Raw genomic sequence first — 25,265 nt, forward strand, 5'->3', positions numbered from 1 at the left:
AACGCATATAGCTTTATGCCTTCATTAAGTTTAGACGTTTCCCATCTCCTTTATGATGTGGTTCAACAACAACTTGTTTTACCTTTAGACTTAGCTTTCGCTAAGAAATACATTTCTTCAGATTCAAAAAAAGCTTTCGCATTTCTTGCTATTTCTTCTGCTCTTTGGCGTTGTGGATACCCTTTTCTTAATATAGATAATAATCGATTATTTCCCTCTTTATCTGGAATTTCAGAAAAGATTTTTTATGAATACTTCAGGGCTCTTCCTAAAGACATTTGTTCATCTTTGTTTGTTATAGAAAACAATAGGGTATATCTACGCTCTTTGTATACAATTCGGGAAAAGCTTTTCAAAAAGCTTTCTTTATTATCACAAGCTTCTCCACGATATCATGTAACTACGAAACTTCTCCCTAATCTATCCGCAGAACAAAATACTGTTTTTCAAAAAGCTATTAACAGTTGTTTTTCTTTGATTTGTGGAGGCCCTGGAACTGGAAAGACATTTTTAGCTGTGGAGATAATACTCGCTTTAATTAAGCAATATCCTCGAATTCGTATTGCTATAGTTTCTCCTACAGGAAAAGCAACTTCGCACATTCGTCATATACTCTCCCGACATAATATTTCTGAGGATAATGTCACTACCCAAACAATCCATAGGTTTTTACAGGAGCATGCTTATCATCAATGTAGTTCTGTGGATCTATTATTAGTTGATGAGGGTTCTATGGTGACGTTTAACCTTTTACATAGCCTGGTCAATACATTATCTGGGGAAAGCAGGAATGGAAAAATTATTGCAGATAATTTAATTATATTAGGTGATGAAAATCAGCTTCCTCCTATAGGGGTAGGTGCGGGTAATCCTCTTCAGGATTTGATATTACGTTTTCCTGAAAGAGCTTTACACCTTTGTGTTTCTCATAGAGCAAAAACAGATCAAGTCCAGAATTTTTCGAAAGCAATTTTAGAAAAACAATCGATTCCTTTTACGCCGTTACCGCCTATACATTCCGCAATTACTATGATTAAAGAGGCGTTTGTAAAAACACCCTTATCTCAAACGCAGTTATGTATTTTAACACCTATGCGTCACGGTCCCTGGGGATATTTACGTCTCAATGAGCTAATCTTTAATGAAATACAAAAAACACATTCTGATCTTCCTATCCCTATTATGATCACAGAACGTTATGAAGCTTGGGGATTATTTAATGGAGATACAGGATTTCTCTGCCCAAAAACACAGCAGCTATTTTTCCCTCACACACGCTCTATAGATGCTAAGGAATTTTCTTATTATACTTATAATTACGCTATGTCAGTACATAAGAGTCAGGGGAGCGAATATGATAATGTGATTGTCATCATCCCTAAGGGATGTGAAATTTTTGATGTATCTATTCTTTATACAGCGATTACACGAGCTAAACATAGTATAGCTGTATGGGCAGATAGTGAGACATTGAATAAGATCATAAAAAAACCCCACAAGTACACTTATGGGGTAAAATGAATTGCTTCTTTTAAAAAGACTTTTATTAACCGATAAAATCTTGAACAAAGTTGAGTACTGAAGACATCAACCAGAAGATTCCGATAATTAGGGCAGATTGAGGCCCTAACAAAGCTGGTGCGAACGAAGCAAACAGACCAAGAACATCACCGAGTAAATCGACTATGTTGCAAAGTAGGGAGAAGAATTTCTCTCTTAATGTTTGACGACGCTCTGCGAGGTCTTCAGCCGAGGATTCACTGTTTGTTGAGCGTATAGCCCCAACGATATTAACAACATCGTCAGCAGCACCGCAAGCCGAGCTAATTGCTGACAAGCTTGTAGTGACTCCTCCCAAACCTCTAGCATGTTTACCTAGAGCCATAAGTTTTAAATCACCACCCATAAAGCAAGCTGAGCCCGTTGCTCTCGAAGCCAGGCGAGTAACTTTACTTGCAATAGAAAGAGGAGATCTTAAAACGCGGTTAGAAACAAGCTGAACAGTTCCATCTTCTTTTTGGATAGTTTTTGTGTCGATTATGAAATTACCGGTAGCGGAATCAACTTCATAGAACATAGCTCCTGTTGCAAATTGGGAGAACAGGGCGATGGTATCCATACAATTATTTATTCCCGAAGCCATCCCGCAAGCATCCTCTAAAGAGGAAAGTTTTGCGAGAGTATTAGGAGCGCCTAGTCCTAGAGACGCTTTAGTAATCATTGTAGAAGAACCAACAACTCCAATCATGTCTCCTAAGAGGTTCATGCTATCATGAAGTCTTCCTGCTTCCTTGCGAACCTTATTACCACACATCTTCAACATGGGATTTGAAAGAATATTAGATGATAGAAAAGGACAAAATCTAGTAATGGAGGAAGTGGTCATAATTACCTACAAACGATTAAAATTATATTTTTGCATTAGCTCTTAAAGTAGCACGTGACTTGATTCGAGCTGCTTTATTGTTTTTAAAAATACCCCTTTTCACAGCTTTGTCAGTAACACTGTAGACTAACTGTAATCCAGAAGTGATAGTTGCTTGATCACCAGCTTTTAAAGCGGTCTCAAATTTCTTCATCATAGTTTTTGCTTTTGACTTAAAACTTTGATTGATCAAATAACGTTTTTGCGCAGTTAAAATACGCTTTTCTGCAGAAGGTCGTTTTTTTGGACCGCCCTTCTTAGTTGTTTTCTTTGGTGCCATTATTACTCCAAAACCAAGGCTTTTTTAGTGCAAAAGAGTAAGCTCTGCCTTAACATTCAAAATAAGACTTCACAATTATAATATACTGTCTTGCAGTAAGGTCAGGATTGTAAAAGAAAGAACAATAAAAAGGAATAAAAACAGAGAAAAATAGACCGTATTTTATGGGGGAGATAAATAAACTTTTGTGCGAACATAAAAAAATAGAATTAACCGTTTAGTTTTTCTAAAAAGACTTTGACGGAAAAAGCATATTTTTGTGAGTTAATGAGACAAGGATTCGAATTTTTATGTCGTTTGTGAAAAAATTTTTTCACCCAATTTCTCGGTACTATAATTATCTTTTCCCTATAGCTGCATTTCTCCTTCCCCTAATTTGTTTGCCTTTTCTTTCAGATTCTCAAAAAAAATATAGCTATTTCATTTTTTCAATCATTTCCTTTATGGGCTGGTTTTTTTCTATCGGACTTAGAGAAAAGCAATTGAAAGCTGCTGCTGGTCAATTGTTACAAACTAAAATTCGTAAAATTGTTGAAAAAGACGAAGGGTTAAGAAAAATATGTGAATCGGTTGAAGAGCGTCAATACGAGAGTCAACAGTTAAAATCCCAAAATCAAAAGCTTCTTAATCAATTACTCCATGTTCGCGCTGTGTTTATGAAAACCAAATCTGATGCGCAACGAATGGAGGGGACGGCAGCGCGTTTAAGAGAAGAAAACCAATGTTTACAGTTGCAGTTAGATGCACTATCTCAAGAGTGTCGTGAAAAAGAAGAAGAAAGTCAGCAATTGAATCGCGAACTTGCAGATGCCTTAGCTTACCAGCAAGTCCTTAATGAAGAGTATCAGGCAACTTTTACAGAACAACATAATATGCTGGATATCAGACAAGTATATATTGGGAAGCTAGAGTCAAAAGTGCAGGATCTGATGTGTGAGATTCGTAACTTATTGCAGCTTGAGTCGAATATTGTAGATAGCTTGCCAAGACAAGCTACGGTCAATTCTCAAGAATTATCTAAACAACTTCTTTCAGAGTTAAAAAAGATAGCTTTTAAAGTAGAGAATGCAGAGGCGGCTTCATCTTTGACAGCTTCTCGTTATATAAGGTCCGAATCTTCTGTACATAACTATTCTTTAGAGTGTCGTCAGCTATTTGATAATTTAAGGGAGGAGGGGCTTGGCATGCTTTTTGTGTACACCCCGCAATCTCAGAGGGCAGTTTTTGCAAATTCTTTATTTAAGACTTGGACGGGATATGGTGTAGAAGATTTTTTGAATGCGGATAGCGATATTATTATTTCTGGTTTGCCTCAGTGGGAAACAGACCTTCGTTTACTTGATCGACAAGAACGATTGGGGAAGGTAATAATCAAAACAAAAAACCACGGTCAAATTCCTTTTTACTACTGCTTAACTATTTTAAATAAAGGCCCTCTGCATAATCATGTTTTGGGAGTTCTTTATCCGGTACGCATAGATGTTCTTCGTAGATAGACTCATCATCGACCGTGCTTATTAAAAATCCCTAGATTTCCTATCTTTCTTTGGCTAAACTATTACCCAAAGGCTAGGGTCTTATTATTTTGTTGCAACCCAATAATTAAATGCTCATGAATACACAAAATGGCCAGGCTACGGAAGCGGCTCATGAAGAAGAAGCTCAAAAAAAGCTAGAGGAGCTTGTTTCTCTTGCTAAAGATCAGGGCTTTATCACTTATGAAGAGATCAACGAGATCCTTCCTATGTCTTTCGATACGCCTGAACAGATTGATCAGGTGCTGATTTTCCTTACGGGAATGGATATTCAGGTCCTGAACCAGGCAGATGTTGAAAGACAAAAAGAAAGAAAAAAAGAGGCCAAAGAGCTAGAAGGCTTAGCCAAGCGTACAGAGGGAACCCCAGACGACCCGGTACGTATGTATTTGAAAGAAATGGGAACGGTTCCTCTTTTAACTAGAGAGGAAGAAGTTGAAATTTCTAAGAGAATAGAAAAAGCGCAAGTTCAAATCGAACGTATTATTTTACGTTTTCGTTATTCCTCAAAAGAAGCTATTTCCATTGCGCAGTATCTAATTAATGGAAAAGAGCGTTTTGATAAAATTATTTCAGAAAAAGAAGTAGAAGATAAGACGCATTTTCTTAAGTTGCTTCCCAAGTTAATTACTTTGCTTAAGGAAGAAGATGTCTATTTAGAATCACTTCTCTTAGCCCTGAAGCAGAGTAATTTATCAAAACAAGAAAGTACGAAATTAAATGATAATTTAGAAAAATGTCGTATCCGTACGCAAGCGTATTTACGTTGTTTCCACTGTCGTCATAATGTTACAGAGGATTTTGGCGAAGTTGTCTTTAAAGCGTACGACTCCTTCTTGCAGTTAGAACAGCAAATTAATGATTTGAAAGTTCGAGCAGAAAGAAACAAATTCGCAGCAGCAAAATTAGATGCTGCTAAACGTAGATTATATAAACGCGAAGTTGCTGCAGGACGAACTCTGGAAGAGTTTAAAAAAGACGTGCGTATGTTGCAACGTTGGATGGACAAGAGCCAAGAAGCTAAAAAAGAAATGGTTGAATCCAATTTGCGTTTAGTAATTTCTATAGCTAAAAAATATACAAACCGCGGTCTATCCTTCTTAGATTTGATTCAGGAGGGTAACATGGGCTTGATGAAGGCTGTGGAAAAATTTGAATACCGCAGAGGCTATAAATTTTCTACTTATGCCACTTGGTGGATTCGTCAGGCCGTTACTCGCGCTATAGCTGATCAAGCGCGAACTATTCGTATTCCTGTGCACATGATTGAAACCATCAATAAAGTTCTTCGGGGCGCGAAGAAATTGATGATGGAAACAGGTAAAGAGCCCACTCCAGAGGAATTAGCCGAAGAATTAGGATTAACTCCTGATCGGGTGCGAGAGATTTATAAAATTGCCCAGCATCCTATTTCTTTACAGGCAGAAGTGGGTGAAGGAGGCGAAAGTTCTTTTGGTGATTTCTTAGAAGATACTGGTGTAGAATCTCCAGCAGAAGCTACGGGCTATTCGATGCTTAAAGATAAGATGAAAGAGGTTCTAAAAACTCTTACAGATCGAGAGCGATTTGTATTGATTCATCGTTTCGGCCTTTTAGATGGGAAGCCTAAAACATTAGAAGAAGTAGGGTCAGCGTTTAATGTAACTCGAGAGCGTATTCGTCAGATTGAAGCTAAAGCTTTAAGGAAAATGCGTCACCCAATTCGTTCAAAACAGCTACGCGCTTTTCTTGATCTTTTGGAAGAGGAGAAAACAGGCTCGGGTAAGGCAAAAAATATCAAAGGTAAGTAACCAAACACATTTCATAACTTTTAGGTGTTACCGCAGAACCATATCAATTAATTATTCCAGATTTTCGTGTATGGGTGCGTCTTGGATGTTCTCCTGAAGAACGGCATTTTAAGCAGCCCATCTTAGTTTCTATAGTTCTTTCTTTTTTTGAAGAGCCCTCTGTTTGTGTTTCAGACGATCTCAGTGACGCATGTTGTTATGTTGAGATAACGTCTTTAATAGAGGAAGTTGCTTCTAGTAAACCTTGTGCTTTAGTTGAACACTTGTCTAAGCTCTTAATGGATGCTTTAGAATCAAAGTTAAAGAACAAGGTTTCTAAAATAGATTTAGAGGTGCGTAAAGAACGTCCTCCTGTTCCTAACTTGTTGAAGCCCATTTGCTTTAAAATAAGTAGGAAAATCTCGCTATGACAACAGCTCAATTTATTTGTTTATCTCTAGGATCTAATCTAGGGAATCGATTTGAAAATTTTCGTAAGGCATTCTCTCTTTTAAAAGAGTTAGATATAGAGGATTTGCAAAGCTCTATAATTTTAGAAACAAAGGCCTTGTTGTTTCCTGGTTCTCCAGAAGAATGGGATATACCTTTTTTTAACTCTGTACTTATAGGGAAAACAACACTATCTCCGAAACAATTGTTATCAGAAATAAAGCATATCGAGCGTAAACTTGGTAGAGATTCTAATGCGTTACCTTGGTCTCCGAGAATTTTGGATATTGATATCCTTTTGTATGGGGATGAAAATTACCAACAGAAAGATATCAGCATACCTCATGAGAGAATCCTAGAAAGGCCTTTTTTACTTTCTCTCGTTGCTTCACTTTGTCCTACTAGAAAATTTCATCAACCAGCTTCTGATTACCATTTAAAAACGTTTGGAGAAATAGCTCATCTTCTTCCTTGCCCTCAAGAGATGATTTTGAATAGTTTTTCTCCTAGTACTTTATTAATGGGAATAGTCAATGTCACCGATAACTCCATTTCAGATGGAGGATTGTATCTTGAAGCCTCTAAAGCAGTCGCTCATGCTGAAAAATTGTTTGCTCAGGGAGCTTCTGTCATAGATTTTGGGGGACAGGCGACTAATAATCCTAAGGTAAAACAGCTACTTGATGTAGAACAAGAATGGGCACGTTTAGAACCTGTATTAAAGCTACTTGCTGAAAAATGGATTGGACGTGAGCAATATCCTGATGTCTCATTAGATACGTTTTATCCCGAAATTATTAGAAGAGCTTTGGAGATCTATCCTATTCGATGGATTAACGATGTTTCAGGCGGTTCTAAAGAAATGGCAGAGATCGCCAGAGATGCGAATTTATTATTAGTTATTAACCACTCATGCTCTCTTCCTCCTCGTGCTGATAAGACACTAGCGTTTACTTCTTGTGCTTCTGATCAATTATTAAGTTGGGGAGAAAAGCAAATAGAAGCTTTTGTTAACTTAGGTTTGAATCAAGATCAAATTATTTTTGATCCGGGTATCGGTTTTGGAACAACCCAAATACAAGCATTGAATGTGTTACATAGAATGGAAAAATTTCGAAAGTTTGGTTGTGCTACGTTAGTGGGCCATTCAAGGAAATCTTGTTTCGCTCTTTTAGGCAAATATGATGCTAAAGATCGTGATTGGGAAACTGTTAGCTTATCAGTATTGTTGCAGCAGCAAGGCGTGAACTATCTGCGAGTTCATGATGTGGAAGCTAACCAAAGAGCTTTGTCCGCAGCAGTTTGGCCCGGAGTTTATGTATAAAATACTTGGTATAGCCGCTTGTGATCCTAATGGAGTGATTGGAAATCAAGGAAAACTACCTTGGAACTATCCTGAGGACATAAATTTTTTTTCGAAAACTATAGGAAATATGCCCCTAATCATGGGTAGGAAAACTTTCGAAGGTCTTCCCGATAAATATACTAAGAACCGTAAGGTAGTAATCTTTTCTAAGAATTTTCATGAGAATTCTGAGGATATGGTTTGGGTATCTTCATTAGAGGAATTTCATAATTTGGAACTTCCTTCTCCGATTTTCCTTCTTGGAGGAGGAGATTTGTTTTCTTTATTTTTAGAAAATCACATGTTGCATGGGTGTTTTGTAACGCACATTCATAAGTATTATGACGGAGATGTTTTTTTCCCTTTATCTTCACTGGAAGGTTGGAAAAAGACAATTTTAGATGAAAAAAAAGATTTAACATTTTGCTATTATGAAAGTCTCGCCGATTGTCACGCGTAGAGTTCATGTTCATGATGATCTCTATGAAATTTTAGAAGAATCTCTTCCCTCTTTGTCTGAGAATTCTATAATTGCTTTATCTTCAAAGGTTTTGAGTCTTTGTGAAGGCGCGGTTGTTGATACTAAGACAACAACAAAAGGGGCTTTAATCAAGCAGGAATCAGATGCCTATGTTTATTCTGATTCTCATGATTTGTATCTGACGAAGAAACACGGAATTTTGATTCCATCTGCAGGAATTGATGAGTCCAATGCCCAAGATTATTATGTTTTATATCCTCGGGATTTATTGGCGTCTACAAATGCTTTAGGGGCTTGGTTAAAGGATTTGTATCAATTAAAGAATCTTGGAGTAATTATTGTAGACAGTCATACAACCCCTATGCGTCGGGGTGTTTTAGGGTTAGGATTATGTTGGTACGGATTTTCTCCTCTATATAGTTATGTCGGGAAACCTGATTGTTTTGGCCGACCCTTACGCATGACGCAAATTAATCTTTTAGATGCCCTGGCGGTCTCTGCTGTACTTTGTATGGGAGAAGGAGATGAACATACTCCCCTAGCGCTTATAGAAGATGCACCTAAAATCACTTTTCATTCTTCCCCTACGTTACAGTCCGATTTATCATTACTAGGTATTGATGAAACAGAAGATCTATATGGACCTATCCTCCGTTCTGTAGCTTGGGAATCTATACATTTTTAATTTTTGGGAGGCGTTAATGAAACCTTGTTTAGATTTATTAGATAAAAACATCAAAGAAAAACATATGTTAGATCACACCTTTTACATGAAGTGGTCTAAGGGAGAATTAACGAAAGAGCAATTACAGGCATACGCTAAGGACTATTACCTCCATATCAAAGCTTTTCCGCGTTATCTCTCAGCAGTGCATAGCCGTTGTGATAATTTACAAGCACGTAAATTGCTTCTTGATAATCTTATGGATGAAGAAACAGGCTATCCTAATCATATAGATCTATGGAAAAATTTTGCTTATGCTTTAGGTGTTACTGAGGAGGAATTAGAAAATCATGTCCCCAGTGCAGCTGCACAAAAGAAAGTCGATACATTTTTGCGTTGGTGTACCGGAGATTCATTATCTGCAGGTGTGTCAGCTTTATATACCTATGAAAGCCAAATCCCTACAGTTGCAGAGACTAAAATTTCTGGATTAAAACAGTATTTCGGTTTTACTGCTCCTGAAGATTACGAGTATTTCACAATACATCAAGATGTTGATGTAAGACATGCTCGTGAGGAAAGAGAGTTGATAGAAACGTTACTAAATAGTGATTGCAATAAGGTACTACAGGCTTCTAGAGAAGTATGTGATGCTTTATATGACTTTTTAGACACTTTCTTAGACGAGAAAGATACTTGTTCAGCAACTCCACCTCCTGTTTTGGATTCAAAACCCTCTTCATGTGGCTGTAACTGCCGTCATTAATTTGAATAGTTCTCCTTCTCTTAATTTTACAAAGAGAAGGAGAACTTAAAGAGATAGTTTTAAGCTACAGTTTGCGCTGTTTGCTCTTCTTTTTTCTCTTCTACAATTGCAGATTTTGATGATGAGGTTATGTCAAAGATACGTTTTTCTAACTCATCAAATAGCTTTTTATTTTTCTTGAGTTCTTCTCGAACAGCCTCTCTTCCTTGGCCTAACTTGCGATCTTGGTAATTGAACCAAGAACCTTTTTTCTCCACGATATTGTGCTCTACAGCAAGATCTAGAATACACCCTGCTGAAGAAATACCTTCGTTAAAGAGAATATCAAACTCTGCAGTTCTAAATGGAGGAGCCAATTTATTTTTAGCAACTTTCACTTTGATACGGTTTCCAAGATCAAAGCTTTCATTACCTTTAATAGCTCCAATACGACGGATATCCATACGTATTGATGAATAAAATTTTAAAGCGCGTCCACCTGTTGTTGTTTCAGGATTTCCGAAGCTAACGCCTATCTTCTCTCGAATCTGGTTAATGAATATCGCACAGGTTTGACTGCGTGCTAGTGTTGCTGTAAGCTTACGTAATGCCTGAGACATCATACGTGCTTGTAGACCTACATGTACATCACCGATATCTCCTTCGAGTTCGCTTTTAGGAACTAAAGCAGCTACAGAATCAATAACAATAACATCAACAGCTCCTGATCTTGCCAATAACTCAGCAATACTTAAAGCATCTTCACCACAATCAGGTTGGGAGATCATAAGATCATTGATATTTGCACCTATAAGAGAAGCGTAGCTGGGGTCTAAAGCATGTTCCGCATCGATATATGCAGCGACACCGCCCATTTTTTGAGCATTGGCAACGATATGGGTAGCTAATGTGGTTTTTCCTGAAGATTCAGGGCCAAAAATCTCAACAATACGTCCTTTTGGAACACCCCCAATACCTAAAGCTAAGTCTAAAGATAAGGCTCCTGTTTTTATAGTTGAAATTTCATGAGTGGCAGAGTGTTTCCCTAGACTCATGATAGATCCAGAGCCAAATTGTTTTTCGATATAGGCAATTGCTGCTTCTAGTGCTTTTTTACGATCAGGTACATTCATTTAATAGGTGCTCCTTTTTTCCACACTTTCTATGCAATAGTCCTTCATTTTTGGACTTTGAGAGAAGAATGGGTAAGCTTCTTCTCGAAATTAGCTAAGAGATGTCAGAGTGGTGATTTTTTATGATAGATGTATGCTTGGCTTTTCTTTTGATTTTTATGGATAACCCAATTTTTCACACCAGTCAAGATAGAAAGCAGTTGTAAATGTAACATTTTCTGTATCTGTAAAGTTCGTCGTAATGAGGATAAAAGATTTTTCGTGGGTTCACCTTGACAGTGGACTGTCATCATACACACAGAATGTGTTATTGACAATTCACTGATTTATCAGAAAAAACACAAAGGTCTTTATAATTAAGAGGTAAAAATCTCTAAGAGATATTTCTGAACACATTTCTTAAAATAGACTTTGTTATGCGAAAAATACTTGAGATAGGGGAATATCGTGGTTTTCTCTAGGGAGAATAAGAGTTTTTTGTTCCTTAAACCCCACGCCTATAGTTATTGGGTGGGAATTTACTGCTAACCAACGATCATAACAACCACCGCCGTAACCAAGACGATAATTATCATTATCAAAGGCTAGGGCCGGGATGAGAGCATGAGTGATTTGTTGAGATGGAATGGGCTCCAAATTAAATTCAGAAAGCCGTAAAGGATGTGTTAGCTTTGATAAAACCTCTAACGAGGGCACGTGAACGGGAGTAAGTTCGTGATTTTGCGTTTGTGGTAAAGCTAAAGAGAATTCATTAATGAGAATGCGATTTGCTAAATCTATATTGATTTCTGAACGGAAAGGAATGAAGGAAAGCACAAAGCTTCCCTTGGGTAATTCACGAATAAAAGCAGCAACGGCTTGAGAAGCTTGTGATAATCGCGGTTCCTGTATAGATTGCCTTAGGGAAATAAAAAAATCACGCTGTTTCTTTTTCTCAGCAATTACAGAAGTATTCATAGCTAATTGATCAGAGGTTTGCCATCTTGATAAGGGATCTTTTTAGTGATAGTTCCCGAAGATGTGAAAAATACAGCTGTTCCGCAGCCTTTATCTATCTTAGAGTAGGGATGACGATCTCCAGGACGGAAGTATTCCCCTTTTATAAGCAGTTCATTGTCGTATTCTTCAGTAGCCATAATTTGGCCTTCAGGATAGTACAGAGTTAATAGGCCGGATTTTTTATTATTTATCAAGTCCTTACAACTTTCTAATGATCCATTTGGGTACCAGGTTTTTACAGGACCTTGTAAAATGCCATGATTCCAGGTTAAAAGAAGTTTGGATTTTCCTGTATCGGGATAGAAAAATAACTCCTCACCATGTTTCACACCTGCAACCAGTGCGTATGTTTGAAGAATTTGATCTCCAAGACTATCGAATACGGTAACTTTTCCGCAGGCTTCACCTCGTATAAACACACGAGTTTCTACAATCGCATGTTTCCCATAAATTGCCTGTAATCCGTTACCATTAACGATTTCAGAAAATATTTGGTGTGTTTGAGGATCTAAATAAGAACCTTTTAATAACAAACCATTATCATACTCCTCTTCAGAAAGCACGATATTGGAACGTTCTCCATAGCGAACGGATATGCTATGCTTTTCTCCATCTTGATAAGTTTGCTTTTTCAGTAAGAAACCTTCTACCGTATAGGTAAGAAAATCACCATGAGCGCGGCCTTTATGATAAGAACATTCTTTCCATACTTGACCGTTCGAATGATAGTAATATGAAGTCCCTTGTAGCAAACCTTTATCATAATTGATGGCGGCTTCTAACATGCCCTCATCGCTATGAGCTAGTGTTGTCCCATGGAATAACCACCCAGATTCTGCAGAGGGATGAAGGTCTGCAATTCCTCCTATGACTTCTGCTTGGATTTTAATTTTTCCATTGCTATGCCATTCTCGGTAACGTCCACAAGCGCGATTATTTACACATTCTAGATACTGTTTTAATTGACCATTCGGATGGTATGTTGTTAAACACGAAACATTTTCTCCTCGTGTATTTTTATACATACGCATAACTTTTTGATAGGGCTGGGGAGATAAGAAATCTACCTTGGCATACTTTTTCAACTTCTCTTTGGAACAGATCGTCTCCGATAAGCCATTTCTATCAATGATGTTAATCCCTGTTAATGTCAGCTTCTCATAGGTCCCAGCAGCATAGCTTGGAGTACAAGCAAAACATAGAAGGAATAGGCATAAAAATTTTCTTATAACCATCGACTTATAGCCTCAGCATTTATAGACCATACCTGATTGTTTAACGGTGTGGTCAGTTTTGTCATTTCCCAATGTGTGAAGAAAGCTAAAGGTGCGTTGGGGTTGTTAGTATCGATTAGATAAAATAGTTCTTCAAGATTATCGTTATCAGCTTCTACAGGATTTTCCAGATGTAGGGATATGAGATCATCGGAAATTTGTCCGATGGACCATATCGCTTGATTGTTTGATGAAAGAAACAGCTGTTTCCTCGACCATACCTCTTTACTCTGGGAAATCAGGGAATTTTCTTTAAGAGACGCTAAACGGTCTTGTTCCCTACCTAATAGACGAATTTTCTTACTTGCATGAATAAATTCTTGAGGCTGAATGTTTTTATGTTGTTGTTTAAGACGCTCGTTCATTTTATTAATCAGATCGGATTGATCTTTCATAACCTTTAGAGTAAGAATGTGCGAGTTTAGAGCTTCCCAACGTTTTGTTGTCCGGACATGTTTGTAAACAATGCCTATAATCGGAAGACAGCTAACTAAACTTAGCGCAATAAGAGCGCAAACTAATGACCATTTTTTCATAGGGCTTCCTGGGAAACTATAGTAAATTGTAATTCAAAAGAGTGTCCGCTACATAATGTTTTGCTAACATTAGAGAGTTTAGGATGTAGGGATACTTTACGGAGGAACTCAGACACTTCTTCAGGATTTCCTTCACCCCTAACGGAAATATGTGCTTTGTAAGGTAGAGTGGGGTTCTGTTGTGAAGGGAATGATGCTAAGGAATAACAGAAATACGAAAGTTTCACGGAAGGAGTATTCTGCGCTACAGAAGACAGAAATTGCATAGTTTCTTTACTTGTTGGAATTGTAGGCAGGTAGGGATACTCAAAGTGCGTGCTCGATGATACAGCGGCGTGCAACGCTTCTTCTACACTACGAAGGGATTTAGGAATTTTTTTTGTTTCAGGACATACTAAGGCAAAATGTTCTCGTACTCGATGAGAAATAGAGGCGAGTTTTAAAGTAGAGCCTAGACCCACAAATATTGTGGATAGCAAGGCAAGTTTTCCTATTATAAATGCCGAACGTTTTAACCAATGTTTCTGAGATTCTGCACAGTTAAAAACAGGATTATAGGGAAATGTTAGTGTCCTTCGGGAAGCTCCATGATATGCCGTAGTAATCGCATCGCTATAATTTGCCCATTCCTCTTCTTCTAAACCAAAAGTCATTGTTTGACAGGAAGTCAGGGGTAAAGACAACTTTTGTTCTAGGTATTTTTTTAATTCTTCAGGAAGTTGTACAGTATGTATAGCAGTCAACTCTACAGCAGGATAGGTTTCTTTTACGTAATCTAACGTAGTGAGAATGTCATCGCCATTTTTCTTTGGCAGGTTACAAAAAGAACGGGAGACCAGAACTGATCCATTTTGGACAAAAAGACATGTAGTCTCAGCAGAACCCGTATAAACCAAAAAATATGCGGGGAGAGCTTTTAAAGGTGTCTGTTGGGCCAGGGAAAATATATCTGCAGGTTGGCAAGATATCGTATCCGGAAATATGCGGGCTTTGTGTAGAAGAGCTATTTCACGTCCCGCCGTAGCTTTCTGTGTTAGCCATAAAGTTACTGAAGTTTCTCCATTCTCATTTCTTTTACCTAATCTAGGAGCAACTATCAAAGAATTCCAGGGGAATGCCGCATTAGTTTCTAAATCGGTTAAAGCTATCTTTAAAATGTTTTTTTTATTTTTTAATAAAGAGACAGAGCTTCTAATTAGACTACTGGTTCCTTTTAAAGAAAAAGTTATAGAGGCTGTTAAGTATTTTTTTGGAAGTTGCCATTCTTGATCTTCAAAGATATGCTCGCAATGGGAAACTATCCATCCTTTACATGTTTTCTGCAAAATTGCTATTTTAATAGTATTATTTGCATCTTGGGTTACCCCGATGTGGTATATGGGCAGTTTAAAATCCATAGTACGGTGTTCTTAAAAAATAAAGGTAACCATTTTAAAGAATAAATGGCTGTTTTTCAAGAAAAACACATATTAATTGTTTATAAAGGGAAAAGAAATGGTATCTTATTTTTTGAAAGCAGCTATTAATGTTTATAGTTTTTTAATCTTGGTGTATATTCTTGCCTCTTGGGTTCCTGAATGTCACAATACAAAATGGTACCAATACGTATACAAGTTCGTAGACCCTTATTTAGCTCTATTTAGAAAATTTATTCCTCGTATTGGCTTCATTGATATTAGTCCATTGATCGCTTTACTTTGCCTAGAGGCTGTTCCTTTTATTGTGATACGAACCCTGAGGTTTGTTATTCTTAATATTTTCCAGTCTCCATGGCTTCTTCAATATATATAAGAAATATTTTACTAAGATCTCCTATTGTTTATGCACCTTTAGCGGGCTTTTCGGATTATCCTTATCGGAGGATGTCTTCACTTTATGGCCCGCCCGCCCTGATGTTTTGTGAGATGGTGAAAATAGAAGGGTTACACTACTCTCCTTCACGTACATTGAAACTCTTAGAATATTCTGAATCGATGCGTCCTATAGGCGGACAGCTTTGTGGTAGTAAACCTGAGATGGCTGGGGAAGCTGCTAAGGTATTAGAAGGGTTGGGTTTTGATTTAATAGATTTAAACTGCGGCTGTCCTACAGATAGGATTACAAAAGATGGTAGTGGATCGGGGATGCTGAAATCTCCTGAGCTTATTGGGAAAGTTTTAGAAAAGATTATGGAGGCTGTATCCATTCCTGTTACTGTAAAGATACGTTCTGGATGGGATGGAAATAATATTAATATCGAAGAAACAGTAAGAGTTATCAAAAATTCCGGGGCTAGCGCTGTTTTTGTACATGGAAGAACGCGTGCCCAGGGCTACGTTGGTCCTAGTAATCTTGAATATATATCACGAGCAAAAGCTGCTGCGGGCAAAGACCTTCCTGTATTTGGAAATGGTGATGTGTTTTCTCCAGAAGCCGCTAAAGTAATGTTAGATACTACGGGATGTGACGGCGTGCTTGTTGCACGTGGTACAATGGGAGCTCCTTGGATAGTAAGACAAATACAAGACTATCTTACAACAGGAACATATGAAAAAATGCCCTTTTCGATGAGGAAACAGGCGTTTATTCAACATTTACAGTGGGTAGATGAATATTATCAAAGTGAAGCGAAATTTCTCTGTGAAACACGAAAGCTTTGCGGACATTATTTAATATCCGCTTCTAAAGTGCGATTTCTACGCTCAGCTTTATCTAAAGCTACATCAGTACAAGAAGTGTACCAGCTTATCGATAGTTATGAAGAAGCTGACGATGAGCATCGGGATCAACCAGCTTTAAATAAATGCTGATTTAACAATTTTGGTAACTGGAACATATCTACAGGTTCGGGGCCAATAATTGCTTGGAATTTATCATCGGGGATTAACATCTTTTTATTCTCAGGAGATTGTAGATTATGATCTTTGATGTATTTCCAAATTTTCTTTGTGGCTTCTCCACGCGCCACAGGTTCATTGCCTATCATCAGGGCAAGCTCAGGAGAAGGTGTAAGTAAAGAACCTGCCCTAGTGGTTTTCTTTTCGCTCTTTTTCTTTGCTGTTGTTTTTGTGGTTTTACTACTTGTTTTTCCTGCAGCTTTTTTCTTTCCCGTTGTTTTCTTTTCGTAAGGAGTTTTCGGTGTTCCTTTATATTTTGTAACAACAGCGTCTATAGTATTGCCAATCACACTGCAGTCGGGATATTCTGAGCAAGAATAGAATGTTTTATTATAACGTGAACGCTTCTTTAGAATCTTTCCAGAACATCCTGTGGCAGGGCAGGGAATTGATTCTTCTTTTTCTACTTCCTCTCCCTTTTTATGGATAGAGATTGTTCCACGGCATTTAGGATAGTTTAAGCATCCTAAAAACGTGCCGAAACGCCCATGGCGGACTTTCATGTTTCCTTCACAAACAGGACAAGGACTATCCCAAGGTGTATCAACAGCATAGTCATCTTTATTAAAGGCAAGTTCTTCTTCAGAAGTTTTGAAGTCACATTCAGGGTATTCTGAACAACCATAGAAATAGCGATTTTTTGCCCAGATTTTAACAAGTTTTCCTTTATGACATGCCGAACATTCTATATCAGTTATAACACGTGGGATAACGGCTTCTTTTTCTGCTGTGGTGACTACAGGAAGAAATTGATCCCAGAACTCTCTAAGAAGTAGTTTCCAAGATTTTTTATTGTCAGCGATAAGTTCTAGCTCATCTTCCATAAGAGCTGTAAAACCTATATCCATAATTCTAGGAAAATTTGTTTCTAAGAATTGTGAAATAATTTTCCCTAATTCTGTAGGACGCAGACGTTGGTTTTCTTTGATTGTATACTCACGACTTTGAATTTTATTCATAATCGTTGCATATGTGGATGGACGGCCTATTCCAGACTTTTCCAATTCTTTTACTAAAGAAGCTTCTGTGAATCTAGGAAGAGGTTTTGTAAAAGCCTGTTCTGCAGAAACCTTTTCTTTATCTAAAATATCTTGAGCATGCAGTTGGGGAAGAGAGAGATTTTCTTCTTCAGCTATATCATCATCTATTTTTTCTTCATATACAGCTAGAAAACCTTTGAACTTCAGTAACGATCCAGAAGCACGTAAATCTATTTTCACGTTTGTAGAGATTGTCATCGCTAACGTATCATAAACCGCAGGATTCATCTGCGAGGCAACGAAACGTTTCCAAATGAGAGAATAGAGTTTGTGCTGATCATCAGTCAACCTTCCTTGAAGCTTATCCGGAGACAACTGAATATCTGTAGGACGAATGGCTTCGTGAGCATCTTGAGTCATTTTCTTTGTGGCATAGAGATTAGGAGATTTGGGAAGATACTCTTGACCAAATGTATCCTGTATATAGTCTCTGGCATTATTTAACGCTTCAGGATCTATACGTACAGAGTCTGTACGCATGTATGTAATTAATCCTGTGGCATCTTCATTATCTAATTCAACACCTTCATATAATGTTTGCGCTACAGACATTGTTTTAGAAGAAGAGAATCTAAAATGACGACTTGCTTCTTGTTGTAAGGTTGATGTAATAAACGGTGGTGCTGCGTTGCGACGTTTCTCTTTAGCTTCTACACGAGTAACTCTATAGGAAGCATTTTCTAAAAGCTCTACATAATGTTGAGCTTTAGCTTCAGAGTTGATTAATAAAATTTCATCTTCGGTTTTTCCTTTAGGAAGTTCCTTTTCCCATTTTTTCCCGTCTGCAGAATAGAGATGAGCCCAAAAAGTTTTTGAAGTCTTAGGGTCTTGGAGAAAAACACGAATATTCCAATATTCTGTAGGGACAAAAGCTTCTATAGCTTTTTCACGATCTACAACAAGCTTTAATGCAACAGATTGTACACGTCCTGCAGATATTCCTGATCGCTGCTGAAGCTTGCGGCTTAAAATAGGAGAAATTTTGTAACCTACAATACGATCCAATAGGCGACGGGCTTGTTGAGCATTTACTAAAGCCATATCGATTTCTCGAGGATGCTTTAAAGCTTCGTTGACAGCACCTTTGGTAATTGCATTGAAGGAAATCCGCTGCATATGTGTATTTTTAGGAAGTTGGTTGGCAATATGCCAGGCTATAGCTTCTCCTTCTCTATCAGGGTCGGGAGATAGATAAACAACTTCGCAGCTAGAGGCTAATTTACGAATTTGACTGATAACTTCTTGTTTGTCAGGAAGAACTTGATAATCAGGTTCGAAATCATGTTCGATATCGATACCGAATTCCTTGGCGGGAAGATCAACAACATGTCCTAGTGATGAAGCAAAAATAAAACCTTTCCCTAAGAGTTTTTGCAAGGTTTTAATTTTAGCAGGAGATTCCACTACGATTAAGGATTTTTTCATTAATATTAAATGGCGAACTCCGCATTTTACTCGGAGTAAAAACGCCTCTCCTTTTTTATTGTTTATGTTCCCTATCTAAAAAAACCCTCATGCAACCATCTATTATTTATTGCAAGCTTTCACTACGAACACGTATTTCAGCTCATTGTAATAACGGACAAGCTAGAATTTTTGACAATAACCTTCTTAATATAGAGAGAAAATCTCCAAAATAAAGAAGGGTTTAAAATAGGTAATTTTATTTTTCTCTTAGAGGAAAATATCGTTTATTATTGAGAATTCATTATCTCGATAATTTCTACGATTTGTAGAGCCGATCCCATATGAAACATATTCAAAAGAACAAAACCCTAATTCTTCAGCAGAGATTTGACCAGAGGCCCTGGCACGTCCTAATGGTTATTCAGTATGAGGTAGATTCTTTTCAAGGGAATAATGTAATACTTATGGAATGTAGCTCTACAAGAAAACTTTAATAAGAATATTTCTTGTTTTTGAAAGTTGAAAAGATAAGAAACAAACCTTACATCTAATCAGAATATTTGCTTCAAATCCATTGATCCATTTTAACTACGTTTTTGATTTTGACGATGGGTAAGTAGTTTCTGAAGTGCAGTTAGTGTCTTAGAAAAAAGGAACTAAAACGTGGAAAAGTTTGAGTTTTTAATTCCTCCAAAATCTTTAGAAGATGATCTGCTTGATTTGAATAAGCAGGGGATCATAGCTGGGCCTGAAGAGTTAAAACCTCCCTTTCTACATCGGGCCCAAGACATTATCGATAATGCCCCTGATCACCCGACAGCTTTCCCCCCAAGATTACAAGAAATATTCGATATTAACCCTACACATTTAGAAGTGATCTATTCTAATGAAGGTATGGATGTTTGGGAGGCAGGATGCACTTGGATAGCAAATAATCAGGTGATTATACAGTTGCGTAAACACTTACGTAAAGCGGCGCGTTGGTTTTATATGTATTCTAAAGAAGAGATCCTTGCTCATGAGGCCGTCCACGCTGCACGTATGAAGTTCTACGAACCTATGTTTGAAGAAGCTTTGGCTTATCAAACCTCATCAAAGGTGTGGCGACGGTTTTTAGGACCTTTATTTCGCTCTCCAGGAGAGAGTTATTGTTTATTCTTTTTCGTGCTGTCTGGTTTAGGGTTAAGCTTATGGTCTCCTTTGGCTGGTCTTGCTTGTATTCTTGCGACCCCTGCCTATTTTGGAGCTAGGCTGTTCATTGTACAGAGTTATTTTCGTCGTGCTATGAAAAAGATCCGTAGGATGCTTGGCATTCCTCCTTTATGGGTGATGCTAAGACTTACAGATGCAGAAATTCGTATGTTTGCAACGCAACCGATTCCAATCCTTGAAAAATATGCTAGAGAGCAAAAGTTAGAAAGTGTTCGATGGCAGCAAATCTATATTGCTTACTTTACTTAACTTCTAAGATGTAAAACTGCTTTACATTTCAGAATACGATTTTCTTTTATGCGCAGGAAGAATCTTTAATTGTGAGCGGTATTTAGCTACTGTACGGCGGGCACATTGAATTCCTTGTTGAGAAATTCGTTCACTAATATCAGCATCGGATAAAGGTATTGTTTCTGAAGCTATCCATTGATGAATCCACTGTAAGATCGTTTCTTTAGATTGAGAAGTATCATTACTCGCAGCACGTGGAAATAGCTGTTTCATAGAAATAATTCCGATAGGTGCTGCCAATGTCTTATTTTCTATAGCACGAAATATTGTTGATTCATGAAAAGAGAGTTCTTCAGATAAGTTTTTTACAGATAACGCTTTAGGGGAAGACGTTTTACCAAGAAGGAAGCTTTCTTGATGAGGGAGGACCTTTTCTACAATAGCAAATAAAGTTTGTTCTCGTTTTCTTAAATTTTTAATAAGCCATTTAGCAGAAAGAATTTGCTGTGTGAGATTTTTTTTCTCTTCTTTAGGAAGCTGTTCATAAATATGAAAAACTTCACTGTTAAGTTTTATAGGAGGTAATCCTCGAGAACTAACTTGAATTTCCCAAATCTGATGTTTTTTAGTAACGTAAACATCAGGAAGCGCGGGTTGTATATTAGATAAAGATGCATAACCTTCTGCAGGACACCAAGGAATTTTCGCTAGAGCTAGTTTTAGAGCGTTTCTTATATCTAAAGGAGAGCAGCGACATTTTTTTGCTATACGTAGAAAGTCGCAGTTAATCAAAAGAGAATAGTGTTCTTTGATAATTTTATAAGCGAGAGTATGTGAAGAGCTTTCTAAATGTAGTAGCCAATAGTCTTGTAACGAGGGGGACGCGATACCTAAAGGATGAAAATGCTGAATCGTTTGCCAAACAGTATGAATAATTTCTACAGGAATTTCTAACTGTAATGATAGCTCATCAGGAGAGGAAAGGAATAAACCTTGATCTGATAGATTGCCTATAATGTGCTGAGCAATGAGCAATTCCTCGGAGCTATCAAACGTCTGCTGTACTTGTGTGAAAAGATGAGAAAATAAAGATTCGGGACGAGAGTACGCGGCGTCTATAGAGGGTAAAGAAGAGCATACAGACCACTCCTCATCTTCTAAAGAGGAGATATCGAAGAAGGGATTGTGGATGATTTGTTGAAGTACATAAGAAGAAAGTTCAGTAATTGAAGATTGCAACATCTGCAATCCCTGCTGCATACGCAGCGAGGGAAGGTAGTTTTGAGAAAGCTTTTGATGTTGCTGAAACATACCTAATGTACTTGAATCAAGTAATCTCTAGGGATTTCCTTAAGAAATCGACTCGGTTTCATGACACGAACTGTGCCCCAAAGAAAACGAGTTTGTGCTGCGGTTAAATAAAGGAGATCTTGGGCTCTAGTGATTCCTACGTAGCATAGCCGCCGTTCTTCTTCAAGATTTTCATAATTTCCTTTAGAGTTTGCGTGGGGAAAGAGATTTTCTTCTAATCCTACGACAAAGGCTATGCGAAACTCTAGTCCCTTGCCATTATGAATGGTCATAAGATTGACACGATCTGTAATAAGTTCTGTTTCGTCAGTAGAACTTTTTAAGGCTAAATCATCTAAGAAACTTTCTAAGGTGCCCTCTGTATTTTGCTGTTCCCACTCAAAAGTTTTTGAAGCAAGTTCATCAAGGTTGCTTTTTCTGTCTTCGAAAGTATCAGGATCTTCCTTTAATACTTGAAGGTATCCTGTAATTCGTATGGTGGCGACAACAAACTCATTAAGAGGAAGAGTTTCATAAGCATGTTCAAGTTGTTGGAAAATACTTAGATAACTTCTTAAACCTTCTTGTTGTTTCTTAGATAACTTTACAGCCTGACTTTCTAAAGCATTTCTACATGCTTCTAACATGGGTAGGTTATTGGTGAGAGCGTAGTCTGTTAAAGAAGAAATCGTAGAAGGTCCTAAACCGCGTTTGGGAAGATTTACCGTTCTATCAAAGGCAACAACATCACATTTAGCGGTGAACATTCTTAGAAAAGCTAGGATATCTTGAATTTCTTTGCGTTTGTAGAAAGATAATCCCCCAAGAATTTCATAGGGAATACGTCTACGCAATAAAGCATCTTCAAAGGTGCGAGATTGGAAGTTTGTTCTATAAAAAATACAAATATCACGTAGAGGAATATTTGCTCTTCTATGGAGACGATTGATTTCATCTGCTACAAATTCTGCTTCTTCCTTGTCTGTTTTTCCTAGAAATACACGAATTTTTTCTCCAGGACCCTTTACGCTTCGTAAGTCTTTCTTTAATCTCGAGGCATTATTTTGAATTAAAGCGTTCGCAGCATTAAGAATATTCCCATAACTACGGTAATTGTCTTCTAAACGTAGAACAAGAGCTCTGGGATAGTCTTTTTCAAAGTTTAAAATATTATGAATATTTGCTCCGCGCCAAGAGTAGATAGATTGATCGGGATCTCCTACAGCAAATATATTTTGATGTTTCCCCGCGATAGTCTGAGCCATCATATATTGTGCGTGGTTGGTATCTTGATACTCGTCAATAAGGAGGGCTTTCCATAGTTCGCTGTATTCTTTTCTGATTTCAGGAAATTCCTTAAATAGCTTTACAGTAAGAAATAAAAGATCATCAAAGTCCAGGGCATTAGTTTCATTTAGACGTTGTTGATATTCTTTATAAATAGAAACCACCGGATCAACATATTCTTCAGGATCTAAATCTTCAGGATACAATAGACGGTTTTTTGCTTGGGATATGTGATATTGTATCGAATTACTGAGAGTTTTTTTTAAATTAAATTTTTGTAAACATTGCTTAAGAAGCTTGTCGGTGTCACTTTGATCATAGATAATAAAATTATTTTCTCTGTTTAAAGCTTGTATGGACCGACGTAGGATAAAGACTCCTAAGCTATGGAATGTGCATACCATAGGAATATCCGCACCATGAGCTTGAGGGCATTGATGCAAAATACGTTCTTTAAGCTCTTTTGCTGCTTTATTGGTGAAGGTAACCGCCAGGATTTCTTTAGGAGCAATGCCTTCATTAATTAAATGGAGAATACGGCATGTTACCACGCGAGTTTTCCCAGCTCCAGCTCCAGCAAGAACCAAAATAGGGCTTAATGGTGAGGTAACAGCTGCAATTTGTGCTTCGTTTAATTCTGAAGTGAGCATAGTGGTATCCTAACTTATAGCTTCTGGCTGAAAAAATCAGGATCACTGAAGCTAAAATAATCTAAGAAGGTTAATATATTTCTAGTTTCAAATAATAAAAGTGGGTGGTTTATGCAAAATGCCTTTACTATAGACCAGCTTCCTTTGTCTTGGCAAGAGCAGCTTAAAAGTGAATGGTCCCAGCCCTATATGTGTAAGCTTAGGGAATTTTTACAATCTGAGTATTCCCAGACAATCGTTTATCCCGCAAAAGACAATATCTTTACTGCATTAAAAAGCACACCTTTTGATTGTGTACGCGTTGTTATTCTTGGCCAGGATCCCTATCCTGGAGAAGGGCAAGCTCATGGATTAAGCTTTAGCGTTCCGAAAGGCGTACGTTTACCCCCATCTCTTATTAATATCTTTCGCGAATTACAGACTGATTTGGGAATAGAAAATACTACAGGATGTTTGCAATCTTGGGCAGATCAAGGCGTCTTATTATTAAATACTGTATTAACTGTACGTGCGGGAACTCCTTTTTCTCATGCTGGTCGGGGATGGGAACAATTTACTGATGCTATTGTTGCTAAGCTTATAGAAAACCGTTCTCATGTAATTTTTGTATTATGGGGGAATGCCGCAAGAAAGAAATGTGATTTGCTTTTTCGTTCCACACATAAACATGCTATTTTAGCAGCCCCGCATCCTTCTCCTTTAGCGGCACATAGAGGTTTTTTTGGCTGTTCGCACTTTTCAAAAATTAACTACCTGCTTAAAAAGCTGAATAAGCCCATGATTAATTGGAAGCTCCCATGAATGAAGGTATTCAAACAGTTTCTTTTAACAAGACACACCGACTTACAGCGAAATCTACAGTTAGTTTAGAGATGCCCGTAGCAACGCAGAAACTTCAAGGTAAAGAAGGCATGCCTGCTACAGCAAGTTTAGAGGCAGATTTCTTAAGAGCAGAAGCTATACTTGCAGAGATGCGTGAAATTCGCGGCTGTTTAAAACATTCATTAGAAACATTAGTTCCTAGAGACTAAATGTTTCTCTAACAGGTCTTGCAAATAAGGAGCTAGCTTTTGTAAAGCCTTAGCTCTGTGTGAGACCTGATTTTTTACATCTTCAGAAAGTTCAGCAAATGTTTGTTTATAATCATATTTTAAAAATAATGGATCATAGCCAAACCCTGAAGAACCTTTTTCTTGATTGCTAATATAGCCTTCGCAAATTCCTCGAGCTTTAAAGAATTTCCCTTCAGGAGAAGCAAGAACAATACAACATTCAAAATATGCAGAACGGTCTACAATACTTTCTAAAGATTGCATCTCTTGTAGGAGTTTTTTTCTGTGATCTTTATCGCATGCATCTTCTCCAGCAAAAATGGCTGATAGTTTGCCAGGAAGACCATTTAATGCAGGCACCATGAGCATAGTATCATCCGCAATAACCCAAGAATTGAGCTCTTTTGCTGCATGAAGACCTTTTGTTAGAGCATTTTCTTCGGGAAGGCAACCTATTTCTTTAGGAGAGTGGTAGTTAGGGAAATCTGTTAATGAGAAAATATCAAAACTTCCTAATTGTTTTAAAAAAGTCTTGGTTTCTCGTATTTTATAACCGTGGGAGCTAGCAATTACTATCTTCATGG

24 protein-coding genes are annotated in these 25,265 nt (G+C 37.6%); 13 read left to right on the forward strand and 11 right to left on the reverse strand.

Annotated elements, in window-relative coordinates; all coding sequences use genetic code 11:
• The first annotated feature begins 15 nt into the window (after nucleotides 1-15).
• Nucleotides 16-1,521, forward strand: coding sequence for an exodeoxyribonuclease V subunit alpha (gene recD / locus O1W70_RS02985; RefSeq protein WP_332380828.1), 1,506 nt, complete (start codon nucleotides 16-18; stop codon nucleotides 1,519-1,521).
• Between the two features lie 25 nt (nucleotides 1,522-1,546).
• Here recD and O1W70_RS02990 read toward each other — a convergent pair whose 3' ends face one another.
• Complete coding sequence (locus O1W70_RS02990; RefSeq protein ID WP_332381171.1) at nucleotides 1,547-2,221, reverse strand: hypothetical protein; 675 nt, start codon at nucleotides 2,219-2,221, stop codon at nucleotides 1,547-1,549.
• Nucleotides 2,222-2,408: 187 nt separating this feature from the next.
• A complete protein-coding gene (gene rpsT / locus O1W70_RS02995; RefSeq protein ID WP_117274738.1) occupies nucleotides 2,409-2,705 on the reverse strand; it encodes a 30S ribosomal protein S20 in 297 nt (98 codons plus the stop codon).
• Between the two features lie 290 nt (nucleotides 2,706-2,995).
• On the opposite strand from rpsT, the gene O1W70_RS03000 reads away from it, so the two are divergent.
• The 7 genes from O1W70_RS03000 to O1W70_RS03030 all read left to right on the forward strand — a co-directional run bounded on the left by O1W70_RS03000 (nucleotide 2,996) and on the right by O1W70_RS03030 (nucleotide 9,715).
• Nucleotides 2,996-4,201, forward strand: a complete 1,206-nt coding sequence (locus tag O1W70_RS03000; protein WP_332380831.1) for a hypothetical protein — start codon at nucleotides 2,996-2,998, stop codon at nucleotides 4,199-4,201.
• Between the two features lie 110 nt (nucleotides 4,202-4,311).
• Entirely contained in the window at nucleotides 4,312-6,030 is a 1,719-nt protein-coding gene (locus tag O1W70_RS03005; RefSeq protein ID WP_332380833.1) for an RNA polymerase sigma factor, read from the forward strand.
• Between the two features lie 50 nt (nucleotides 6,031-6,080).
• Nucleotides 6,081-6,440: a dihydroneopterin aldolase gene (gene folB, locus O1W70_RS03010; RefSeq protein WP_332381173.1), complete on the forward strand. Its 360-nt coding sequence runs from the start codon at nucleotides 6,081-6,083 to the stop codon at nucleotides 6,438-6,440.
• Nucleotides 6,437-7,783 carry a dihydropteroate synthase gene (gene folP / locus O1W70_RS03015; protein ID WP_375797187.1) on the forward strand — a complete coding sequence of 449 codons (1,347 nt, stop codon included), beginning with the start codon at nucleotides 6,437-6,439 and terminating at the stop codon, nucleotides 7,781-7,783. The genes folB and folP overlap by 4 nt, the downstream gene beginning before the upstream one ends.
• Nucleotides 7,776-8,264 carry a dihydrofolate reductase gene (locus O1W70_RS03020; RefSeq protein WP_332380835.1) on the forward strand — a complete coding sequence of 163 codons (489 nt, stop codon included), beginning with the start codon at nucleotides 7,776-7,778 and terminating at the stop codon, nucleotides 8,262-8,264. The genes folP and O1W70_RS03020 overlap by 8 nt, the downstream gene beginning before the upstream one ends.
• Complete coding sequence (locus O1W70_RS03025; RefSeq protein ID WP_332380836.1) at nucleotides 8,236-8,970, forward strand: putative folate metabolism gamma-glutamate ligase; 735 nt, start codon at nucleotides 8,236-8,238, stop codon at nucleotides 8,968-8,970. Before O1W70_RS03020 ends, O1W70_RS03025 begins: the two co-directional genes overlap by 29 nt.
• Nucleotides 8,971-8,986: 16 nt before the next feature.
• On the forward strand, nucleotides 8,987-9,715 hold the full coding sequence (locus O1W70_RS03030) for a CADD family putative folate metabolism protein (RefSeq protein ID WP_332380837.1): 729 nt from the start codon (nucleotides 8,987-8,989) through the stop codon (nucleotides 9,713-9,715).
• A 59-nt stretch (nucleotides 9,716-9,774) separates the two neighbouring features.
• Here O1W70_RS03030 and recA read toward each other — a convergent pair whose 3' ends face one another.
• The 5 genes from recA to O1W70_RS03055 all read right to left on the reverse strand — a co-directional run bounded on the left by recA (nucleotide 9,775) and on the right by O1W70_RS03055 (nucleotide 15,033).
• A complete protein-coding gene (gene recA / locus O1W70_RS03035) occupies nucleotides 9,775-10,827 on the reverse strand; it encodes a recombinase RecA (protein ID WP_332380839.1) in 1,053 nt (350 codons plus the stop codon).
• Between the two features lie 414 nt (nucleotides 10,828-11,241).
• Nucleotides 11,242-11,784: a 5-formyltetrahydrofolate cyclo-ligase gene (locus tag O1W70_RS03040; protein ID WP_332380841.1), complete on the reverse strand. Its 543-nt coding sequence runs from the start codon at nucleotides 11,782-11,784 to the stop codon at nucleotides 11,242-11,244.
• A 2-nt stretch (nucleotides 11,785-11,786) separates the two neighbouring features.
• A complete protein-coding gene (locus O1W70_RS03045) occupies nucleotides 11,787-13,061 on the reverse strand; it encodes a hypothetical protein (protein ID WP_332380842.1) in 1,275 nt (424 codons plus the stop codon).
• The gene (locus O1W70_RS03050) at nucleotides 13,052-13,636 is read right to left on the reverse strand and encodes a hypothetical protein (RefSeq protein ID WP_332380843.1); all 585 of its coding nucleotides are present in this window, start codon (nucleotides 13,634-13,636) and stop codon (nucleotides 13,052-13,054) included. The genes O1W70_RS03045 and O1W70_RS03050 overlap by 10 nt, the downstream gene beginning before the upstream one ends.
• The gene (locus O1W70_RS03055) at nucleotides 13,633-15,033 is read right to left on the reverse strand and encodes a hypothetical protein (protein WP_332380844.1); all 1,401 of its coding nucleotides are present in this window, start codon (nucleotides 15,031-15,033) and stop codon (nucleotides 13,633-13,635) included. Before O1W70_RS03055 ends, O1W70_RS03050 begins: the two co-directional genes overlap by 4 nt.
• A gap of 97 nt (nucleotides 15,034-15,130) precedes the next feature.
• On the opposite strand from O1W70_RS03055, the gene O1W70_RS03060 reads away from it, so the two are divergent.
• Nucleotides 15,131-15,427 (forward strand): YggT family protein, encoded by a 297-nt coding sequence (locus O1W70_RS03060; protein ID WP_332380845.1) that lies wholly within the window; start codon nucleotides 15,131-15,133, stop codon nucleotides 15,425-15,427.
• A complete protein-coding gene (gene dusB / locus O1W70_RS03065) occupies nucleotides 15,406-16,425 on the forward strand; it encodes a tRNA dihydrouridine synthase DusB (protein WP_332380846.1) in 1,020 nt (339 codons plus the stop codon). Before O1W70_RS03060 ends, dusB begins: the two co-directional genes overlap by 22 nt.
• Here dusB and topA read toward each other — a convergent pair.
• Nucleotides 16,401-18,977: a type I DNA topoisomerase gene (gene topA / locus O1W70_RS03070; protein ID WP_332380847.1), complete on the reverse strand. Its 2,577-nt coding sequence runs from the start codon at nucleotides 18,975-18,977 to the stop codon at nucleotides 16,401-16,403. The two genes, dusB and topA, sit on opposite strands and share 25 nt — an antisense overlap.
• Before the next feature lie 645 nt (nucleotides 18,978-19,622).
• On the opposite strand from topA, the gene O1W70_RS03075 reads away from it, so the two are divergent.
• On the forward strand, nucleotides 19,623-20,420 hold the full coding sequence (locus tag O1W70_RS03075; RefSeq protein WP_332380848.1) for a hypothetical protein: 798 nt from the start codon (nucleotides 19,623-19,625) through the stop codon (nucleotides 20,418-20,420).
• A 21-nt stretch (nucleotides 20,421-20,441) separates the two neighbouring features.
• Here O1W70_RS03075 and rpoN read toward each other — a convergent pair whose 3' ends face one another.
• Nucleotides 20,442-21,713 (reverse strand): RNA polymerase factor sigma-54, encoded by a 1,272-nt coding sequence (gene rpoN / locus O1W70_RS03080; protein ID WP_332380849.1) that lies wholly within the window; start codon nucleotides 21,711-21,713, stop codon nucleotides 20,442-20,444.
• A gap of 2 nt (nucleotides 21,714-21,715) precedes the next feature.
• Nucleotides 21,716-23,629 carry a UvrD-helicase domain-containing protein gene (locus O1W70_RS03085; protein WP_332380850.1) on the reverse strand — a complete coding sequence of 638 codons (1,914 nt, stop codon included), beginning with the start codon at nucleotides 23,627-23,629 and terminating at the stop codon, nucleotides 21,716-21,718.
• Nucleotides 23,630-23,740: 111 nt separating this feature from the next.
• Here O1W70_RS03085 and ung point away from each other — a divergent pair, with 111 nt between their 5' ends.
• Entirely contained in the window at nucleotides 23,741-24,430 is a 690-nt protein-coding gene (gene ung / locus O1W70_RS03090) for a uracil-DNA glycosylase (RefSeq protein ID WP_332380852.1), read from the forward strand.
• Nucleotides 24,427-24,660, forward strand: coding sequence for a hypothetical protein (locus O1W70_RS03095; RefSeq protein WP_332380854.1), 234 nt, complete (start codon nucleotides 24,427-24,429; stop codon nucleotides 24,658-24,660). Before ung ends, O1W70_RS03095 begins: the two co-directional genes overlap by 4 nt.
• Here O1W70_RS03095 and rdgB read toward each other — a convergent pair.
• Nucleotides 24,643-25,263, reverse strand: a complete 621-nt coding sequence (gene rdgB / locus O1W70_RS03100) for an RdgB/HAM1 family non-canonical purine NTP pyrophosphatase (RefSeq protein ID WP_332380855.1) — start codon at nucleotides 25,261-25,263, stop codon at nucleotides 24,643-24,645. The two genes, O1W70_RS03095 and rdgB, sit on opposite strands and share 18 nt — an antisense overlap.
• Nucleotides 25,264-25,265: the final 2 nt, after the last annotated feature.

The organism is Chlamydia sp. 16-02, assembly GCF_042235055.1.
In the GTDB taxonomy this organism is placed as follows: domain Bacteria; phylum Chlamydiota; class Chlamydiia; order Chlamydiales; family Chlamydiaceae; genus Chlamydia.

Coding starts and splice junctions, on each gene's coding strand:
- recD (WP_332380828.1), top strand. CDS start 16: ATGCCTTCATTAAGTTTAGACGTTTCCCATCTCCTTTATGATGTGGTT.
- O1W70_RS02990 (WP_332381171.1), bottom strand. CDS start 2,221: ATGATTACTAAAGCGTCTCTAGGACTAGGCGCTCCTAATACTCTCGCA.
- rpsT (WP_117274738.1), bottom strand. CDS start 2,705: ATGGCACCAAAGAAAACAACTAAGAAGGGCGGTCCAAAAAAACGACCT.
- O1W70_RS03000 (WP_332380831.1), top strand. CDS start 2,996: ATGTCGTTTGTGAAAAAATTTTTTCACCCAATTTCTCGGTACTATAAT.
- O1W70_RS03005 (WP_332380833.1), top strand. CDS start 4,312: ATGCTCATGAATACACAAAATGGCCAGGCTACGGAAGCGGCTCATGAA.
- folP (WP_375797187.1), top strand. CDS start 6,437: ATGACAACAGCTCAATTTATTTGTTTATCTCTAGGATCTAATCTAGGG.
- O1W70_RS03020 (WP_332380835.1), top strand. CDS start 7,776: ATGTATAAAATACTTGGTATAGCCGCTTGTGATCCTAATGGAGTGATT.
- O1W70_RS03025 (WP_332380836.1), top strand. CDS start 8,236: ATGAAAGTCTCGCCGATTGTCACGCGTAGAGTTCATGTTCATGATGAT.
- O1W70_RS03030 (WP_332380837.1), top strand. CDS start 8,987: ATGAAACCTTGTTTAGATTTATTAGATAAAAACATCAAAGAAAAACAT.
- recA (WP_332380839.1), bottom strand. CDS start 10,827: ATGAATGTACCTGATCGTAAAAAAGCACTAGAAGCAGCAATTGCCTAT.
- O1W70_RS03040 (WP_332380841.1), bottom strand. CDS start 11,784: ATGAATACTTCTGTAATTGCTGAGAAAAAGAAACAGCGTGATTTTTTT.
- O1W70_RS03045 (WP_332380842.1), bottom strand. CDS start 13,061: ATGGTTATAAGAAAATTTTTATGCCTATTCCTTCTATGTTTTGCTTGT.
- O1W70_RS03050 (WP_332380843.1), bottom strand. CDS start 13,636: ATGAAAAAATGGTCATTAGTTTGCGCTCTTATTGCGCTAAGTTTAGTT.
- O1W70_RS03055 (WP_332380844.1), bottom strand. CDS start 15,033: ATGGATTTTAAACTGCCCATATACCACATCGGGGTAACCCAAGATGCA.
- O1W70_RS03060 (WP_332380845.1), top strand. CDS start 15,131: ATGGTATCTTATTTTTTGAAAGCAGCTATTAATGTTTATAGTTTTTTA.
- dusB (WP_332380846.1), top strand. CDS start 15,406: ATGGCTTCTTCAATATATATAAGAAATATTTTACTAAGATCTCCTATT.
- topA (WP_332380847.1), bottom strand. CDS start 18,977: ATGAAAAAATCCTTAATCGTAGTGGAATCTCCTGCTAAAATTAAAACC.
- rpoN (WP_332380849.1), bottom strand. CDS start 21,713: ATGTTTCAGCAACATCAAAAGCTTTCTCAAAACTACCTTCCCTCGCTG.
- O1W70_RS03085 (WP_332380850.1), bottom strand. CDS start 23,629: ATGCTCACTTCAGAATTAAACGAAGCACAAATTGCAGCTGTTACCTCA.
- ung (WP_332380852.1), top strand. CDS start 23,741: ATGCAAAATGCCTTTACTATAGACCAGCTTCCTTTGTCTTGGCAAGAG.
- O1W70_RS03095 (WP_332380854.1), top strand. CDS start 24,427: ATGAATGAAGGTATTCAAACAGTTTCTTTTAACAAGACACACCGACTT.
- rdgB (WP_332380855.1), bottom strand. CDS start 25,263: ATGAAGATAGTAATTGCTAGCTCCCACGGTTATAAAATACGAGAAACC.